Consider the following 18,527-nt stretch of genomic DNA (forward strand, 5'->3'; position numbering starts at 1 on the left):
TACGCGCTTTCCGGGGTCTTCCCTAGTCTCTTTACCCCGTGGGAGTCTCGCAGTCCCCGAGCAAACCCTTACAAGAAGGGGATGAACGGATCTTGACGCTCATTTGAGAAAAACTTATTTCTTCCATATGGGATGTTACTGTTTCCCGTATATTAAGGCAAAAGCTAGCGTTAACACTATTCTTTAATTGAAGGATAAAAAAGGTTGATTCTACATTGCTCCTCGCCAGAGACTGGTTAGAAGGGATTATTGGGGTGGATAGAGAAGAGAAGGAGGGGAGGGGGATGGATATTTTGGGAGCGAGGTCTCTCTAAAAAAGGGGTTAAACCAACTTGAATACAATACATCATGGATTTTGGACGTATGTTGCTTTAAGAAAGAGGAAAGAGGCTGTTCCCTATGCCTTGATTGGTAGTGTTTTTCCTGATCTTATTTACTATATTATGTTTTTTTACATCGTTATTTTTGGCGACATATTTACGACGGATGCGATTCAGGAGATTGGTTGGTCGGGTGTCATCCATAATCTCGCCCATGCTTTATTTGCACATCCGGTAGTAGAAGTGTTGAGACAAGCGGGTCACTCGATCTTTGTGTGGGGAGTTGTGTTTGCTGTAGTAGTCTTCTTTAAAGGGTGGCGACTTAATCGATGGACGGGCTTTATGTACGGGTGGCTTGGACATGTTGTGATTGACCTGTTGACACATGTCGAGGATGCTGTGCCGATTTTTTATCCGGTAAGTAACTTGATTGTTCGAGGCCCGGTGTCTTATTGGGATGATCGTTACTATGGCGATGTGTTCTCTTTTATTAATGGAATATTGATCGGGATCACGGTCAATATTCTGATTATAAAAAGAGTGAACGCTCGCAGAAAGCGTTCACTCTAGTACGGAATCTTTTTCTTTCGAGCGTTTGGATTGGCTTAGTTGCTCCACAAAGCCAGTGATCTCGAAGAAGTATTGGATGATCGGGCCTAAGAAGATAGCCGTAATGACTGTGCCGAGTCCAACTACGTCCCAGCCTCCAAGGTAAAGACCAAGGCCAGCGAGGGCGAATTCGAATAGGATACGCACCACACGTTTGGATTGGTTGGTTTTCTCGTTCACAATCATCATAAAGTGATCGACAGGAATATGGGGGAATGGAGCTCGTAAATACATACCGATTCCAAGGCCCATGAAGACAACTCCAATCGCGAATACACCCCATTGGGCCCACAAAACGTCTAGTCTTGTATTGCCTAATACGTTATAAAGCCAAAGATTTAAGGTCCATCCTCGTAACAAAATAGGGAAGAGGGATTCGAACCGAGGGCGCTTTCCTTCAATCTTGGCATTAACAAGTACGAGTGCAATAAAGCCAATAATGAGTAAGTAGCCAATTTTAATATCAAAACGCTTAGATAGTCCAAGCGCTACACTATCTCCGGGGGCTACGCCTACGGCTGAGATGACAAGGAGTGCCAATCCCAAACTAGAGATAATGATCCCAAATAAGTAAAGGGCGAATTGTAACCACTTTTGTTTCGATCCTAAATAATGATGATACATTTCTGATAGTTTAGACATGCTGAATCTCCTTTTTTTAGATTCGCCTTTTGAAACGTCTATGAAAAGGGTATACCTACTTGTATGAGCAATTGATGACGCTTACTGTACTAAGGATAAAACAAATCCAGTAAAAATTGAACTCAAACGTATAGAATATTCCTATTATACCCAATGAGTCTTTTGTTTAGATAGAGAGAATGGTTTTTCAATGTGGGGTCAGTTCTCTAAAGTCCTGCACACCTGTCTTACAGTTGGCGGAGGTTGGCGCATCACACTATTTTAAAGAGGGGGAAAAGGATGTATCCTCGAAATTATCGTTTATTGGAATTGGCAAAGGAATTTGTTCAAAATGAGCTTTTATTTAGTACGTATGCTATTTTGATCGGCTCTGTTGCAAGAGGTGATGCTGATGAATATAGTGATCTTAATATCATCTGCTTTACAGGAAGAGAACGATACTTAGGAGATCAGGTTATTTTCTATAAAGGAGAATATATTCAACTCCAAACGAAGTCTATATTAGAGTTTCCAAATAAAGAACTATTAGCTTATAACCCATGGCATTATCGTTTCTTAAGTGAATCTATTATTCTTAAAGACACGAACGCTGAGTTGAGTAAATTGCAAAATTGGGCAAAATCCTATTTTTCCTCTATAAAGGGAGAAAGAGGAGCGATCCAGGATGTGGAGCGTCTCATTGAAGGACGTTTTAGATATGCGGAAGAGCAAATCGGTGCTGGCCGAGCTTTTGGCGCTACGCATGCAGCTCTTGCGACATTTACAGAAGCTATGTTGCTTCATCAATTTATCTATGAGAATAATGTGAGCTTAGCTCATATTGTGACCCATCTGAGGAAGTTAGATCGATCGGCAGAAATTATGGAAGTGTTGCCGTTTGCCCCAAATTCTACGGTCACATTTGATGAGGTTGCAGAAGTAATGACGAAGCTTCGGCAACACCTTCGTCAGACAGGATTTGAACATGTGGCAGGGTTATCGAAACTAGAGGATGACTTGTGGGCAAGGAAGGCTAAAAGGAAATCGGAAGAAGGCGATGGCGCGAACATGTTGTGGCATGCTTATAATAAAGCTTTCTCTTTACTACTTGAGACTTCTCAAGATAAGGAGTTTGAAGAATATTACCGAACATTGCCTGCATCCTTGAAACGATCCTTAGAGAGTATTGGGTTTATTTCCTTACCTCCTCAGGATATTGAGGGATTATTAACCTACACAAATTATGTCATCGATGATTCGAAGCATAAATTAAAGTTAGAGCAAAAATAAAAGTCGCTAAACAAGCGGCTTTTTTTATCTATTTAAACTGTACATAACGGTTCTTAAATGAATGGTTTAGAGAATCGGAACGGATTTGTTACTATTATCCTTTATCCAAAACGTTGTTTGAGGGATAGATGGGTAGGGAAAACGTTATCAGTCAGAAGAAAATCTCTTGCAAAGGAGATCCATTATGAAACCTCATATACAACTTATATTACTTGTTTTACTTGGAATTGCTTTTTTTGGTATCATCTTACTTCCTCTTAGTTTTATGTTCCAAATGATCTTTATCTTATTTTATATCGGAGCTATTTTAGTCATTTCCTTTTACATTATTCTTGAACGCAGGTCATCTACCAATACGATTGTTTGGATTCTTCTTATTCTCATGCTTCCCATTATTGGGTATTTCTTTTACATTTACTCGGGACAATTATCCAGGCAAGGCATCTTGTTTCAGGATAAAAGAAAGAAAGCTCATGTAGTCTTTGATCAGGAAGAACCGGACACTAGAAAGAGTGACCTACAGCCTTTAAATGGTCCTCAGGAACGAATTCGTAAAATTGTTGAATCTTATGCTCAAACCCCGTTACGGAATCACAACAACGTAAAGATTCTAACGAATGGGCAGGAAGCCTTTCCTGAGATCATGGAAAAGCTAAAAGAAGCCAAGTCCTTTATTCACATGGAATATTACTTATTTAACAGTGATGAAACGGGACGTGAGATGAAAGAAATCCTTAAGCAAAAGGCTCAGGAAGGCGTCACCGTCAGGCTTCTATACGATTCAGCCGGGAGCTTGAAGTTAAAGAAGAAGGATGTAAAAGATATGCAGCAAGCGGGCATTGATGTGCATGTCTTCCTTCCTATTGCGAGTGGACTCGCAACTCAAACATTTAACTTCAGGAACCATCGTAAGATTATTGTAATCGACAATGAAATTGGATTTGTAGGTGGTATGAATGTTGGCGATGAGTACCACGGGATTAGCGAAGAATTTCCTGACTGGCGGGATACGCACATGGTACTGCGTGGTGCTGCTATTAAGGATCTCCATCTGATCTTCCTTGTGGATTGGTGGTACATTACAAACGAGAACCTGGTCGAGCAATATAGTACGGAAGCCATACCAGAACCTGAGCAATCGAATACTCATACACAAGTGGTTCCAAGTGGTCCGCACAATGAGCACCAAATTATGAGGGATGTGTATACCACACTCATTCATAGTGCTAAAAAGTCCGTTAAGATTGCGACACCTTATTTCGTACCTTCAAGAGAAATTCACACGGCCCTTCGGATTGCCGCGCAGCAAGGACTTGATGTGAAATTACTCATACCAAAACCATCTGACAATTGGTTAACGTATTATGCAGGGCATTCCTATTTCCCTGAATTGCTTGAGGACGGCATTCAAATTCACCTATATGAGAAAGATTTTATGCACCATAAAATTATGATTATTGATGACGAGACTGCTTCGATTGGTACAGCTAATATGGACTTACGAAGCTTCTACCTCAATTTTGAGGTTAATGTCATCTTATATGGCGGGGAACCTGTTGAGAAGTTGATTGAGAATTACTATAAAGACTTAGAGGAGTCTAGTGAGGTTATCTATGAGGAATTCTCAAAGCGAAAAACTTCAGAGAAGTGGAAAGAAGCTGTAGCACGTCTTTTTGCTCCGTTACTCTAAAGAAAAAGCATCCCATTGCATGTAGCAATGGGATGCTTTTTTACTGCCCGATTTCTTGTCCATTAGTTTCTTTTGGCAGGTTGTACGAGAAAGGTTAAGACAAAGAACAAAGCAAAACTTACTAATAGAAGCGTTCCACCAACAATGTAAAAGACAGTGGTGAATCCTTCTGCAAGGTTAAAAGGGTTTACCATGTAAAGCCACATTCCAAGCGTTAGGCCTGTCGTACCGATAATCCCTGTCCATGCATGGGTTTTGGCAAGCTTGATAAAACGTGTTTCAAACAGCTGGTAAAAGGCAGACCAAGCAAAAAGGGATAACCAGCCAACCACTAAAATGTGGGCGTGAATAGGGCGTAGGGCATAGGCGCCCCCTTGGGAGCCGGCCATATGGGAACCGATAAAAGCTCCAATTAAACCGAACAACCCAGCGAAACGTAAGAGCAATAGACTTATAGATTTCATGTACGTATCCTCCAAAAAAATCGATCTTCTTGTTTCTAACTTTATCATAGTTGTAAAGGTAGAAAATATTCGTAACAGAATGTTCAAAATATCGACAAAGGTTTACGAAATCTTCAACCTATATTTACAAAAGTATAACGTTATGCACTGTTTTTTAACAAAAAATGTGACAAATTGAGACAAAATCCACCATTATTATGTTATTTTATTCTTAGAATAAAATTTTCCACTATTGGAAAGGGGATCTTGGGGATATGAGAAAAGGTTTAAAAAAAGGAACGGGGTTAACGTTAACGAGTTTAATCGCACTATCGGCTACGGCTGTACCTGGGCAAGTGGTTATGGCAGATGAAGGAACAGAAACACCTGATACGATTAGTGCGCAACTATTACTTGTGAATGATCTACATGGAAAGATTGACCACGAGGATGCTTTTGATGTAGATGGGGACGGTGAAGAAGATGCTGTTGGCGGTATTCAATATTTAGCAAGCTATATTGAAGATCGTGAAGCTGAAAATCCAAATTCACTACTTGTACATAGCGGTGACATGGTGGGAGGAAGTCCGATTGTATCCTCCTATTTCCAAGATGAGCCGACGGTTGAGATTATGGAAGAAATGGGCTTTGATGTAGGGACGCTTGGAAACCACGAATTTGACGAAGGTGTTAAAGAAATGCTCCGTATGATTAATGGTGGAGAGCACCCTGATGGTACAGAGGATTATGATGGAATTGACTTCCCTATGGTAGCAGCAAACGTTCAATATAAAGATACGAAAGAGCTTGTCATTGATCCTTACACAATTGAAGAAGTTGCAGGCCAAAAAATCGGTTTTATTGGTGTGGTGACAAGAGAAACACCAAGCATGATTGTTAGTGAAGGAAATGAGAATGTAGAATTTACCGATGAATCAGAGGCGATTAATAAGTATGTTCCTGAATTGAAGGAACAAGGCGTGGAAGCGATTGTTGTATTGGCTCACAATCCGGGTTACCAGGAAGGGGATACTCTGACTGGTGATGCAGCAGAGATAGCGAACAAAGTTGATGATGAAGTAGATATTATTATGGCTGCACATAACCATACGGAAAACAACGCTATTGTAGATGACAAGCTGATTGTTCAAGCTTATTCTTACGGGACAGCTTTCGCTGATGTGGATATTGAAATTGACCCTGAAACTGGCGACATTGTCGATAAAAGCGCAGAAGTCATCACAAACGTCCAAATGAATGTAGAGCCTGACCCTGAGGTTAGTGAGATCCTGAACAAGTATGAAGAATTAGTAAAGCCGATTAAAGAAGAAGTGGTTGGTCAGGCTGCTGTTGATTTAGAGGGCGGTTACGGAGTACGAGGCGAGGTAGGCGATAATGCTCTTGGGAATTTAATCGCAGATGGCATGATTGAAGCGATGGATGCTGATTTCTCCTTAATGAATGGCGGAGGAATTCGTGACGATGTTTCTGCTGGTGAAATCACGTGGGGAGACCTCTTCGACGTTCAACCATTTGGTAACGTATTAAACAGTGTAGAGCTGACAGGGGAAGACCTTGAGAAAGTATTGAATGCTCAGCTCAGTGAGGAGTACGGTCCGGACGTAAGTGTTGGCGGCTTCGAGTACACGTGGAATGGTGCAACAAATGAGGTCGTGAATATGAAGCTTCCAGATGGTACCCCGGTGAAAAAGAATGAAACCTATACTGTTGTAGTCAATAACTATATGTACGGAAATGCGGACTATCGTATAGCGGAATTGGGCGAGAATAAGCAAGTTGGCCCAAATGATCTACAGGCAACGCTCGACTATGTGAAATCATTTGATGAACCAATCACTTATGAGGCTGAAGGACGAATCTCTGAGGTAGCGACAGATTCTAACTCAGGTGGAAACAAGGATTCTATGAATCTACCGTTTAGCGATGTCACAGAAGGAACCAAGGCGCACGAAACGCTTCAACGACTCGCCGAAAATGGTGTTTTTGACAACGTATACGGGGAAGAGACTAAGTCAGGCGATACCCTCACGCGAGGTCAATTTGTTAAAATGCTTGCTAATGCATTCAAGCTAGAAGTGAGTGATGATTTAGAAAATCCGTTCGAAGATACAGATGATATGATGATTGCAGCAGCTTATGAAGCAGGTATTACCAATGGAGTTGCAGAAGGGAAATTTGCTCCAGATCAAGAACTCGATCGAGGACATATGGCTGTTTTAGCCATCAATGCTTTTGAGAACATGTATGGTGAAATTACCCTAGATGATCGTACTTCTTTCAAGGATGAGAAGAAAATGAATTGGAAGAAAGATTCGATCCTTAAAGGCAAACAAGCAGGTCTTTATCAAGGTTATAGCAACGGAAAGTTCGGAGCACGTGATGAAGCCAAAGCAATGCAAGGTGCCTATGTAATTGAAAATTTATTGAATTCTATGAAGTAATACTTGATCGCCCCTCTGACTAAGAGGGGCGAATTTTTTTGGTGTTGCAGGGAGGCTAGTGAAGATTACTATTCCATGTTTTAGTATAATGAATGTTGGGTATATTCCCTTGTCTTGGTTAAAAAGTAATGGTATATATGAGCGTGGAGGATTCTTTGCACTAGTCGAGTGTGAAGAATCCTCGTTATGTTTATGAGAGAATTCCGAGAAGGAGAGGTCCTACATAGAATGGAACAGAAGAATTGTGTACAATTGCGACTCAAAATAAGAAGGGGAGCGATGTAGAATGACTGTGTTTATTGAAGTTGTTCTCCCTGTCATTTTAGTATTTTTATGTGGATTTGGCGTTCAAAAATGGAAGAAACTCGATATCAAATCTGTTTCTACAGTAGCGATCTACATACTGACACCATGTCTCGTTTTTGAGACGTTTTATGATGCGGAGCTGAATAGTGAATATATTATGATTGTGATCTTTGCGGCTTGCTTGTTGGCGATCATGATTTTGATCAACAAGATTACGACATTCGCAAAAGGATACAGCCAATCAGTGGAAAGCGGTATGATCTTATCTACAGCATTCATGAATTCAGGAAACTACGGAGCACCAATCATCCTGTTTGCTTTTGGGGAAGAAGGGTTTACCTATTCAGTATCTTTCCTAGTGTTGCAGGCGATTATTATGAATTTCTTTGGGGTGTATTACGCAGCAAGAGGGCAATCGGGTATGAAAATCGCAGCTCAATCCGTTATGAAAATGCCTGCTACCTACGCGGCCATTATCGCTTTAGCATTGAACTTGCTACACATTCCTATGCCTGAGAACATCTTCTCAGCCGTTTCCCTTATTGCAGACGCAGCTATTCCGGGAGTGATGATCGTTTTAGGTATGCAGCTAGCCAATATTTCTGTTAAATCCATTGAGTGGGGGAAAGTGAGCTATGCTTCAAGCCTTAGATTAATTATATCCCCCCTTATCGCTTTGGTCCTGGTATGGATCCTACCCGTTGACCCATTACTGGCCAAGGTACTAATCGTCTCAGCCGCCATGCCATCAGCTGCCACCACAACAATGTACGCAGTAGAATTCAACTCAAGACCAGAACTTGTCTCAAGCATCACCCTCGTCACAACATTACTCAGTATTATAACGATTTCTACACTGTTGACGTTTATTTAATCGGGTTTGTTAGCTTTCATATGATCAAAAGGTGGTTCGGGAAATCACTCGCTTTCTTTAAATCCATAAGACGTGGTGCCGTTCGTAATAATAAGGTTAGGGGTGTCTTGGGAACGGGGAGACTCCTGCGGGAGAGAGAGGTAGACGAGACCCCGGACTGAACGAAGTGAGGGAGGAGGCTCGACAGCTCGCCCGCGGAAAGCGAGTCGTTCCCAAGACACCCCAAGCACTCATCAAACGTAACGGCCCCGCCTAACTAAATTAAAATCCCTCAGCTTCGAGGGAAGAACATGTTTATAGATAACTCCAAAAAGGGAATGGACTGGTAATAATAAGGAGTGAACAAACATGTTGATATCATACGTACCGTTTGATGGAACAAGTAAATATATAGAAAACGTCGTATCCCTCTCCCTTGAAATGTGTGATGAAGAACAATCAAATGAGTGGGTTCGTGCGAAGATTTTAAATGATGCTAAAGAGGAAGACCATAAAGGATGGGTAGCTCTTTGCAACGGTGAAGTAGTTGGCTATGCATACGGCTACCGTTGTATGAATACAGAAGTTGAGAAAGCTACTATTGAAGTAATCGGAGAAAGTGCGGTGAAGAGTAGTGTGTATGATTGTTTTGAGCGAGTCGAAATGGGCGTGTCTCCGAAGTACAAACACGCTGGAATTGAATCGACGTTAGAAAAGCGTCTCCTGGATGAAACGTTGACCACTGCAAATGAGGAATTTGAAGGTTCTGCAAAACCTTTGTAGGCTGTTATATGAACAATTTGTAAATGTTACTTTGTCTATTGCCTCCTGGCAAGCTTCCCTATAAAATGAGGGGGATGTTTGTTGAAGGAGGCAATTTTATTGAAGACATACATAGAAATTTTGCTCGTCGCCTTTCGGTTAGGGCTCACTTCGTTTGGAGGTCCTGTTGCTCATTTAGCCTATTTTCAGGATGAGTATGTGAAAAGGCGAAAGTGGCTTGATGATAAAAGTTATGCGGACCTTATAGCTTTGTGTCAGTTCTTACCTGGCCCTGCGAGTAGTCAGGTTGGGATCTCCATCGGTATGGTCCGAGGAGGGATTGTAGGTGGAATCTGTGCTTGGGTCGGTTTCACATTACCTTCCATTATTGTTTTGATTCTATTCGCCCTTACGGTTCACTCATTAGGAATCGAAGATGCTGTTTGGGTAAAAGGATTGAAAGTTGTAGCGGTAGCTGTCGTGGCCCATGCAATTATGAATATGGGAAAGAAATTAACTCCAGATCGCCCGCGTATCACCATTGCAGTCGTAGCAGCGATTGCACTTCTCTTTTATCAAACTGCACTATTTCAGATCGGTGTCATCCTACTTGGAGCTATAATTGGAATGTATCTATACAGAAATGCAGAACTGCCTGAAGGTCAAGACGTGGGTCTTCACTTCAAAAAGAGAACAGGCGTAGTCTCACTGACCCTTTTTGCAACGTTACTTGCATTCATTCCTTTCGTTGCGAATATGAGCTCATCCATCTATGTGACGATTTTTGATATCTTCTATCGAGTCGGTTCTATTGTATTTGGCGGAGGGCACGTTGTATTGCCGATGCTAGAAGCAGAAGTGGCGCCACTCCTATCAAAAGACTTATTCTTAGCAGGATACGGAGCGACTCAAGCCGTCCCTGGCCCGATGTTTACGTTCTCAAGTTATATCGGAACCGTAATAAAAGGTATTCCTGGTGGTATTGTCGCATCGATTGCAATGTTTCTGCCATCATTCCTCCTCTTAATTGGAGTTCTACCATTTTGGAACACCCTACGAAAAATACACCGAGTACGCGCTGCTTTATTAGGTGTCAATGCTGCTGTAGTGGGGTTATTAATTGCAGCATTTTACGATCCAATCTGGACAAGCGCCATCCACGCACCTAAAGACCTTGCGGTAAGTATAGGATCCTTTACCCTCCTTTACTTCTGGAAACGCCCAGCATGGCTCGTCGTCATTGTGACTGTAACTGCTTACGTAGCCGTATCAGCTATTGTATAAATAAATACGAACCGTTAAAGATATGGGAAACCATATCTTTTTTTATGCTTGTTTCTGTTATTTTTCCGTTCGCTTTAGAAAGAGGGGGAGGCGGGCCTGGAAACCACTCGCTTTCCTGTGGGGAGCTGGTGAGCTCGGGGGCGTTAATCCAAATATAGTCAGGGCTTGCTCGGGGACTGCGAGACTCCCGCGGGATGAGGAGCCTAGGGGAGACCCCGGAAGACGGCTTGCCGTCTGAGGAGGCTTCCCAGCTCCCCGCAGGAAAGCGAGTTGTCCCCGAGCAAGCCCAAGCACTTATCAAATGTAACGCCCCCATTCACAATAAAATCTCTCAAATTCAATTGAAACAAAATAATTATCAGACTTGTCAGATAATTGGTGAGTATGGTACACTAAGTGTAACTAAATGAAAACGTTTACAAAAGTGGTGATCAGACTTGATCCAAGAGTCCAAATTGCGTAAACAAGCCATGGTATCGCTGACGGGAAAAGAACAACAGTTTTCGAAAGAAAATAACTTCTTGTTTAACTATGGAACACTTGCCCTTACATCACTCGCACTTTTTGTACAACATTTTTTCATGTAAATCTACACAGAACTTGTTACCCCTAAAATGATAGTATAAAAAAGATCCCCTGGCTCTAAGAGTCAGGGGATCTTTGTGATTGATTTTAATGTCCAGATGCTTTTGCATTTGGTTTATCATGAACGGCTAATTTATTAACAAGAGTAGAACTTGCCTCATTCAAGCCTATAATCTCAACGTTGGTACCTTGTTCTTGGAATTTCATCACGACTTTATCAATCGCTCCAACCGCTGAATCGTCCCAAACGTGAGTGGCACTGAAGTCAATCATGACAGTGTCTACCTCTTCTTTGTAATCAAAATAGTCTGCCATGTCAGAAATAGAAGCAAAGAACATTTGACCTGTAACACGGTACAGACGCTTACTGTGTTCTTTATCTAACGTTTTCTCTACATGAATATTCGAGATCTTCGCTACGAAGAAGATAGCGCTCAAGATAATACCGGCAAATACGCCAATGGATAAGTTATGCGTGTACACAACTGTTCCTACGGTTACAATCATAACGGCTGCGTCTGTGATAGGCATACGATGAAGCTTCGTTAAAGAAGACCAATCGAATGTGCCAATCGAAACCATAATCATAACACCTACAAGAGCGGCCATTGGAATTTGAACAAGAACGTCTTGTAAGACGAGAATGAGCGTTAATAAGAACAGACCTGCTACTAATGTGGAAAGTCTTCCGCGTCCACCAGATTTTACGTTAATGACAGATTGACCAATCATCGCACAGCCGGCCATACCGCCAAAAAATCCAGCAAAGACGTTTGAAATACCTTGACCACGAGCTTCTTTGTTCTTATCGCTCGTTGTATCCGTCATATCGTCTACAATTTGAGCTGTTAGTAACGATTCAAGTAGTCCCACAATGGATAAGGCTAATGCATATGGGAAGATAATTTGAAGCGTTTCAAAATTCAATGGAATATCAGGAATCAAGAACATTGGTAGTTCACTTGGTAACGTACCCATGTCTCCAACTGTTCGTACGCCAACGCTTGTTGTTAATGCAATGACTGTCATTACAATAATGGCAACGAGCGGTGCAGGAATCGCAGTTGTGAAGCGAGGAAGGATATAAATAATGGCAAGTGAACCAGCAACCATTAAGTACATCGCCAAGCCTTCTCCTTCAAAGTGCGGAAGTTGAGCCGTGAAGATCAGTATTCCAAGAGCGTTCACGAAGCCAATCATTACGGATCTTGGGATGAACTTCATAAATTTAGCGACTTTTAATACCCCAAATAGATATTGCAAGATCCCTGTTAAAACCGTGGCAGCTAATAGATACTCAAGTCCGTAATCTTTAACGAGTGTAACCATCAAGAGCGCCATGGCCCCTGTAGCTGCTGAAATCATTCCTGGACGACCACCTGTAAAGGCGATTATGACCGCGATACAGAATGACGCGTATAATCCAACCTTTGGATCGACTCCGGCAATAATGGAGAATGCGATCGCTTCAGGAATCAAAGCAAGAGCAACGACAATACCAGCCATAACGTCACCTTTAACGTTACCGAACCATTGTTGTTTAATTGTTTCTAGGTTCAAATCGACACCTCTTTCTATTCTTTTTGTGTTGTCTTTCGACCGCGCCGAAAGCAATTCCGATTACAACGAGAGTGATTATAACACGAAGGTCGGAAAACAAATAATCGCATGTAAGCGCATAAATTCGTCATATGCTCCAAATATCTCGTACATGCTCTTATATAGACCCCTAAACCATAAAAATGACATTTTTTTGTCTGAATATTTAAGTCCCCTTATAAGCCCTAAAGCATGGTATGATAGGGTATAGAGCCATTTATTAGGGGGGATTGTTTTATGTACCAACGAATTCTTCTAGCTACAGACGGATCCGAATCAGCTATGCGGGCTGCTCAAAAAGCCGCACATCTAGCTAAGATTGAAGCCTGTGCAACAATCACTATTGCTTATGTGGTAGACTTGGCTGCCTCCAAGCATGATGTGTTAACGGAAGGAAGAAACATGAGTCTCCTGGAACAAAAAAGGCACGAACGTGTTAAACCGATTGAAGGTTTATTTGATCGAAAAGAGGTTAGTTATGATTTTAAGCTGTTAAAAGGCGACCCCGGGACAGAACTAACCCGTTTCGCGAATGAGGAAGAGTATGACATTGTCGTTATGGGGAGCAGAGGCTTGAACGCTCTTCAAGAAGTGGTACTCGGGAGTGTATCTCATAAGGTCACACTCGGTGCATCTTGCCCGGTAATGATTGTAAAGTAATATATAAGGAAGAAACTTGATCTGTTGAGCCAGAAACCGCTAAAAAAAGAGCCGGGTTTCTGGCTCTTTTTTAGATGGCTCTGTTAGAGTTGGTTGTTGATTTTTTACGCGTTACATATAAGTCCCTAATAAGCAGCACCGGAAAGTGAGAATGTTTCCGTTAGCGTTCGTCTGAGCGGAAAGCGAGTCGTTCCCGAGACACCCTAAGCACTAGTAAATAAAGTCGGCCCTATCTACACTTCAATGTCGCTTTGGGTATTGAACAAGCCTATAAAATAATTGTTAAATTTCTATATACATTAATTCCTCATCCAAATAGTGATTATGGTTTATTTTAATGGCCTTTGGTTCGTGGCCGTATTTCGTGAAGCCATACTTCCGGTAAAGGTCGAGGGCTGGTTGGTTGGTCGCTACAACGCTTAGGTGAAGTTGTTCAATTTGAAGGGAGCGCGCATGATTCGTGCACGCTTCTAAAAGGGCGGTGCCTACACCGAGCCCTCTTGTTTGAGGGGAAACATACATAGCGAGGATATGTCCTTTGTGTTTGAATTTTGTATGGGTTTCTGGATGTAGGGTAACTACGCCGCGTAGGTGTCCTTCAATAAATGCACCGTATGTATGGGTACTTTGATTGCTTAACTGATCGGCCGTACGTTCAATCGGGTTTGTTCGTTGTTTCGCTTCATCATATGTCGTTATAAAGGCTTCCGGGTTTGTCAGTAGAGATTCCAGACGTAAGTTCCAATAATCTTCTGCATCTATTGATCCGAGTCGTTTAATCTCCATTCCAAGTCTCCTTTGCAGTAACAGTTCTTCTTATTATACTGTTTATATTCGTGTGGCGAAATAAAAATCTGAATATTTACTAAAAGAGCACCTGGAAAACCAGGTGCTTATTGAATCTTATGAAAGTCATTTATGGCAACATGATAAAGCAGACGTTGTGTGATATAAATCGCAGCGCCAATCCCTGCGAAGAGAAGAGTGGCTGTTATGGGGGTGCCTTTAAAAGGAGCTACCCAAAGTACGAATATAAATAGACCAAAGCAAAAGGCCTGGATTAGCATACTTTGCAAGGGCACAAACCTGGCCTTAAACACCTGTTGCTCATCGCTCCACTCAAGCTTAGGTTGCTTAGCATCTAAATAAACACCAAACAAATTAGAGAACCAACTTATTCCAAGCGCTAACAACACCCAAAGAATGATGTGCACCAAAGGAATGTGGATAACAAAGGCGAAAAGGAAGAACAGAATAATGAGCGAAATTCCTTGGATGAAAAAGGCGGCTAAGGCTTTACTGAATAGGATAGTACTTGGTTTGATGGGCATATATAAGTTCGTGAACCAACTTCGTCCTTCTCGTGAGATGGCAGTGGTAGAAGTCGGGTTTGTTCCGAGTATAAATAGTGTAAAGCCGACCATCCCAAGTATGATATATTTGCCATCAACAGAACCGATTTCACCCGTTAATTCTCCGATCCCGTTATCTAGGAATAACATGATGGCCAGAAAGATAGGGGCAAATAAGTTTTGAATCACACAATTAATAAAGAAGGAAGGCGTTCGAAAAACGATTTTGATTTCTTTCCACGTATAGCTCCAAAAAGGTTTCCGGGTTTTGTTGTTCCTCTGAAGGTCTACAGCTTTCTTTCCTTTTCCTCCGCCTGATACTCCTCTGACTCCATGGTAATAGAGTTTCTGCCCTGCAAATAAAAAGACGCCTGCACTTATGATTGTGAAAGCTACGAACCCAATAAAAGCGAGAAGGGATTGCCATGCTGGGAGTTGCCCATTAAGTCCTTCTGTAGCTAAGAAGGCATTCGGTATAAACTTCGTTGTATTCCAAATCGTATGTTCTTGATTCGTTAGCCATTGACCGACATCCTTGGATACATTCTCTGGGTCTTGATTCAGTCTAATCACTATATTTATACCAATAATAAATATTAGCGAAAAGATTCCAGCGATTACCTTTGTTCGATCTTTATTCTTTGAGATGTTTGCATAACGCATCACTACCATCATGAGAAGGCCAGCTACAACATAGGGGACAATTGGGAATAAAAGAAGTGTTCCGATTGCCGTAAAAAAATAACCGATGGAGGCCGATGCGTACATTCCGTACAAGAGAAAAACAGGGCCAAGTCCAAATAACGCGAAACCATACACGGTCACTAGGGGCCCGATGGATTTACCGAAAATAATCTGATACGGATGCATTGGGAGTGGGATGTAGGTTTCGATATCTTCTGAGAAAAAAAAAGATGTTAAAATCGAGGGGAGGCTAGTAAATAAAAGAACAATGCTTACCATGATTAAAGAAATGGCTAGAATCATTGGTGATAAGCCAGCTGGTGATAAAACCTGATACAACCCTCCGATTATACTATCGAGGAACCAAAACCACATCAGGAGTAAGGGGATAAATAAAGCACCCACCAAAAAGGTGCCTGCTTTTTGCCCATCACTTTTAGTGGACCACGAAAAGTGCATCTTCATCATGACTTTGCTGAGTAAGAGAGTCTTATTCATGTTCAGTCAACTCCAAGAAGATATGTTCAAGGGTGTCATCAGATTGGTATTTCTCCCGCATTTCATTCATCGTTCCATAAAACTGAAGCGTCCCGTCTTTAATAATCGCAACTTCATCACATAATTGTTCAACCACTTCGAGTACGTGGGTCGAGAAGAATACAGTTTTCCCTTTTGCGGCATGCTCGCGCATCATTTCTTTCACCGCATAAGATGATTTAGGGTCTAGACCTGTTAATGGTTCATCTAATATCCATACATCAGGGTCATGGAGCAAGACACCTGTAATGACTATTTTTTGGCGCATGCCGTGTGAATACGTCTGAATGCGGTCATTTAAAACATCATAAATGTCGAACGTCTTGGTGAGTTGCTCAATTTTTTCCTTGCGAATAGACTGAGGAACTTCGTACATATCTCCAATAAAGTGCAAGTACTCGATTCCTTTTAGACGCAAGAATTGATCCGGGTGATCCGGGACATAGCCAAATGAACGTTTTGCTTCAATCGGATTGTCAGATATATCGTGGCCATTGATGGTAATCGATCCTTCATCAATAGGAAGAATTCCTGTAATCATTTTAATGGTCGTGGATTTTCCGGCTCCGTTTGGACCCAGAAAACCAATAATCTTTCCGTCTGGAACGGAAAGATTGAGTTGGCTTACCGCCACTTTATTTTCATTGTATCGCTTTGTCACTTGATTCACTTCAATCATAAACTTCCACCTTTATAAGCTGTTCCTCATACGAACGAATGAGGATGAATTACGTTCTCTATCTATCATAGCAAATATGAAAGGAGAGCGCAGATAAACGAGTTCTTTTATTGATCAAGAGAGAGGTGGACCATGTCTAACATTTCTTCATTTACTTCCTGTTTCCCTGCTGTTATACGGTAAGCCCCTGCATTTGGACGTGAGGAGACTGCCACGTGAACATCACGCCCAACAAAGTGAATCGCAGCCCCTTCATCTAACGCAAATCCGGGTTCGATTTGATTTTGTTGAATAAACGTATGATAGCCTTCTTTCCATTTTGGATCCCCATCATAATGGGGACAAATGCTTCCGCGTATGAAATCTAGTCCACGCACTTTACTCATGTTGCCTGGAGTATCGTCTGAGATCCCTTCTTTGAACCAGCACATCGCCCCAGCGCTAAGCCCTGCAAGGATAATGTCTTTTTTCCATGCTTTCTCTAAGATCTTGTCGAGCTCCCATTCTTTCCAAAGCGCCAACATATTGCGCGTATTTCCGCCTCCTACATAAATAATGTCCTGGGATAGAAGAAACGATTCAAAGTCTTCTACAACTGGTTCCATCAACGATAAGTGCGTAGGTTCGCATGCTTCTTCATTGAAGAATGTGTAGAACTTCTTGATGTATTCCTTATCATCGCCGCTTGCAGTCGCTAAGAAACATATCTTAGGACGAAGTTGTTCAGATTGATTTAAGATATATCGGTCCAGCCTCGGGTTGTCCATCTCTGTGGAGAATCCGCCGCCACCCATTGCAATAATATTCATGATAAATTCCTCCTTCTTCTTGTGTTCGTCTTACCTGTTTAAAATGTTATAATATTAAGAAAAATATTATATGAAATGATAGGCTTAGTGCAAGCTAAATTATTTATTTCTCTTTGAAAGGAGTCCTTATATTGAGGATTGTATCCCTGTGTCCCAGTAATACAGAACTCTTGGCTTACCTTGGGTTAATAGACCAGCTGGTTGGGGTCGATCAGTATTCCGATTGGCCGGAAGAAGTAAAAGATTTACCACAGCTTGGCCCTGATCTTTCCATTGATATGGATCATGTAGAACGTCTGAAACCAGATCTTGTCCTCGCTTCTTTAAGTGTACCGGGTATGGAGCGAAATATCGAAGAATTAAAGAAGCGTAATGTGCCCTATATCGTTCTTAACCCAAATTCTCTTGAGGAAATTGCTGAAGATTTACTGAAAGTAGGCGGTTGTACCAATAAGGAAGAAGAGGCAAAGGAAGTGGTTCATCATTATCGATCCATCCTTTCTCAATTTCAACAACTGGGTGAAACCATTTCTGAGAAGCCAAGACTGTACTTTGAATGGTGGCCTAAGCCTGTTTTCTCTCCGGGTGGGCCGAACTGGTTAACGAAAATGAGTGAACTAGCTGGTGGCCAGAATGTGTTCTCAAATGCAGAAGAGGCAAGTGTCCAATGCACTTGGGAAGATGTGCGTGTGTTAAACCCAGATGTTGTGTGTATGGCGTGGGTTGGAGTAAAGGAAGAGAAGATGAAGCCTGAAGCAGTACGGAAAAGGCCAGGCTGGGAAGGGGTTAAGGCGATTCAGGAGGACCGAATTTTTGTGCTCGAAGAATCGTTATACTGTCGACCTTCTCCTCGGTTATTATTGGGGCTACAGAAATTAGCCTACCTACTTCATCCTGATATTTATCCAGAGCCAGATGAGAACGATCCGTTACTACAAAAAAATAGCGAACGGCTAGATCGTTACTAAAACAATAGGAGCGT

The 18,527-nt window shown here is 41.8% G+C and carries 16 protein-coding genes; 9 read left to right on the plus strand and 7 right to left on the minus strand.

All coding sequences use genetic code 11. The annotated features are described in order from the left end of the window. Positions 1-332 precede the first annotated feature (332 nt). Positions 333-890 (plus strand): metal-dependent hydrolase, encoded by a 558-nt coding sequence (locus tag QNI29_RS04160; protein ID WP_231418624.1) that lies wholly within the window; start codon positions 333-335, stop codon positions 888-890. On the opposite strand, the gene QNI29_RS04165 is transcribed toward QNI29_RS04160, so the two are convergent. Next, the gene (locus tag QNI29_RS04165; protein WP_231418625.1) at positions 882-1,571 is read right to left on the minus strand and encodes a YczE/YyaS/YitT family protein; all 690 of its coding nucleotides are present in this window, start codon (positions 1,569-1,571) and stop codon (positions 882-884) included. The genes QNI29_RS04160 and QNI29_RS04165 overlap by 9 nt on opposite strands. A gap of 279 nt (positions 1,572-1,850) precedes the next feature. On the opposite strand from QNI29_RS04165, the gene QNI29_RS04170 reads away from it, so the two are divergent. Both QNI29_RS04170 and cls read left to right on the plus strand, forming a co-directional pair. Continuing rightward, on the plus strand, positions 1,851-2,840 hold the full coding sequence (locus QNI29_RS04170; protein WP_231418626.1) for a nucleotidyltransferase domain-containing protein: 990 nt from the start codon (positions 1,851-1,853) through the stop codon (positions 2,838-2,840). A 184-nt stretch (positions 2,841-3,024) separates the two neighbouring features. After that, on the plus strand, positions 3,025-4,530 hold the full coding sequence (gene cls, locus QNI29_RS04175; RefSeq protein ID WP_231418627.1) for a cardiolipin synthase: 1,506 nt from the start codon (positions 3,025-3,027) through the stop codon (positions 4,528-4,530). Positions 4,531-4,592: 62 nt separating this feature from the next. Here the strand turns inward: cls and QNI29_RS04180 are convergent, their stop codons facing one another. Beyond that, positions 4,593-4,994: a hypothetical protein gene (locus QNI29_RS04180; protein WP_231418628.1), complete on the minus strand. Its 402-nt coding sequence runs from the start codon at positions 4,992-4,994 to the stop codon at positions 4,593-4,595. Positions 4,995-5,248: 254 nt separating this feature from the next. On the opposite strand from QNI29_RS04180, the gene QNI29_RS04185 reads away from it, so the two are divergent. The 4 genes from QNI29_RS04185 to QNI29_RS04200 all read left to right on the plus strand — a co-directional run bounded on the left by QNI29_RS04185 (position 5,249) and on the right by QNI29_RS04200 (position 10,640). Next, positions 5,249-7,435: a 5'-nucleotidase C-terminal domain-containing protein gene (locus QNI29_RS04185; protein ID WP_231418629.1), complete on the plus strand. Its 2,187-nt coding sequence runs from the start codon at positions 5,249-5,251 to the stop codon at positions 7,433-7,435. Positions 7,436-7,721: 286 nt separating this feature from the next. Next, positions 7,722-8,615 (plus strand): AEC family transporter, encoded by an 894-nt coding sequence (locus QNI29_RS04190; protein WP_231418630.1) that lies wholly within the window; start codon positions 7,722-7,724, stop codon positions 8,613-8,615. Positions 8,616-8,963: 348 nt separating this feature from the next. Further along, positions 8,964-9,377 carry a GNAT family N-acetyltransferase gene (locus tag QNI29_RS04195; protein ID WP_231418631.1) on the plus strand — a complete coding sequence of 138 codons (414 nt, stop codon included), beginning with the start codon at positions 8,964-8,966 and terminating at the stop codon, positions 9,375-9,377. 99 nt (positions 9,378-9,476) lie between these two features. Then, complete coding sequence (locus tag QNI29_RS04200) at positions 9,477-10,640, plus strand: chromate transporter (RefSeq protein ID WP_231418632.1); 1,164 nt, start codon at positions 9,477-9,479, stop codon at positions 10,638-10,640. 672 nt (positions 10,641-11,312) lie between these two features. Here the strand turns inward: QNI29_RS04200 and QNI29_RS04205 are convergent. After that, entirely contained in the window at positions 11,313-12,785 is a 1,473-nt protein-coding gene (locus tag QNI29_RS04205) for a SulP family inorganic anion transporter (RefSeq protein ID WP_231418633.1), read from the minus strand. A gap of 276 nt (positions 12,786-13,061) precedes the next feature. Here QNI29_RS04205 and QNI29_RS04210 point away from each other — a divergent pair, with 276 nt between their 5' ends. Further along, positions 13,062-13,484, plus strand: a complete 423-nt coding sequence (locus QNI29_RS04210; RefSeq protein ID WP_231418634.1) for a universal stress protein — start codon at positions 13,062-13,064, stop codon at positions 13,482-13,484. 282 nt (positions 13,485-13,766) lie between these two features. Here QNI29_RS04210 and QNI29_RS04215 read toward each other — a convergent pair whose 3' ends face one another. From QNI29_RS04215 to QNI29_RS04230, 4 genes are all read right to left on the minus strand, one after another. Beyond that, a complete protein-coding gene (locus QNI29_RS04215) occupies positions 13,767-14,270 on the minus strand; it encodes a GNAT family N-acetyltransferase (protein WP_231418635.1) in 504 nt (167 codons plus the stop codon). Between the two features lie 107 nt (positions 14,271-14,377). Next, the gene (locus QNI29_RS04220; RefSeq protein ID WP_231418636.1) at positions 14,378-16,018 is read right to left on the minus strand and encodes a putative ABC transporter permease subunit; all 1,641 of its coding nucleotides are present in this window, start codon (positions 16,016-16,018) and stop codon (positions 14,378-14,380) included. Next, positions 16,011-16,736 carry an ABC transporter ATP-binding protein gene (locus tag QNI29_RS04225; protein ID WP_231418637.1) on the minus strand — a complete coding sequence of 242 codons (726 nt, stop codon included), beginning with the start codon at positions 16,734-16,736 and terminating at the stop codon, positions 16,011-16,013. Before QNI29_RS04225 ends, QNI29_RS04220 begins: the two co-directional genes overlap by 8 nt. Positions 16,737-16,843: 107 nt before the next feature. Next, the gene (locus tag QNI29_RS04230; protein WP_255688662.1) at positions 16,844-17,545 is read right to left on the minus strand and encodes a Type 1 glutamine amidotransferase-like domain-containing protein; all 702 of its coding nucleotides are present in this window, start codon (positions 17,543-17,545) and stop codon (positions 16,844-16,846) included. A gap of 131 nt (positions 17,546-17,676) precedes the next feature. Here QNI29_RS04230 and QNI29_RS04235 point away from each other — a divergent pair, with 131 nt between their 5' ends. Continuing rightward, positions 17,677-18,513, plus strand: a complete 837-nt coding sequence (locus tag QNI29_RS04235; RefSeq protein ID WP_231418638.1) for a cobalamin-binding protein — start codon at positions 17,677-17,679, stop codon at positions 18,511-18,513. Positions 18,514-18,527 lie beyond the last annotated feature (14 nt).

This window comes from Pontibacillus chungwhensis (assembly GCF_030166655.1).
Lineage (GTDB): Bacteria > Bacillota > Bacilli > Bacillales > BH030062 > Pontibacillus.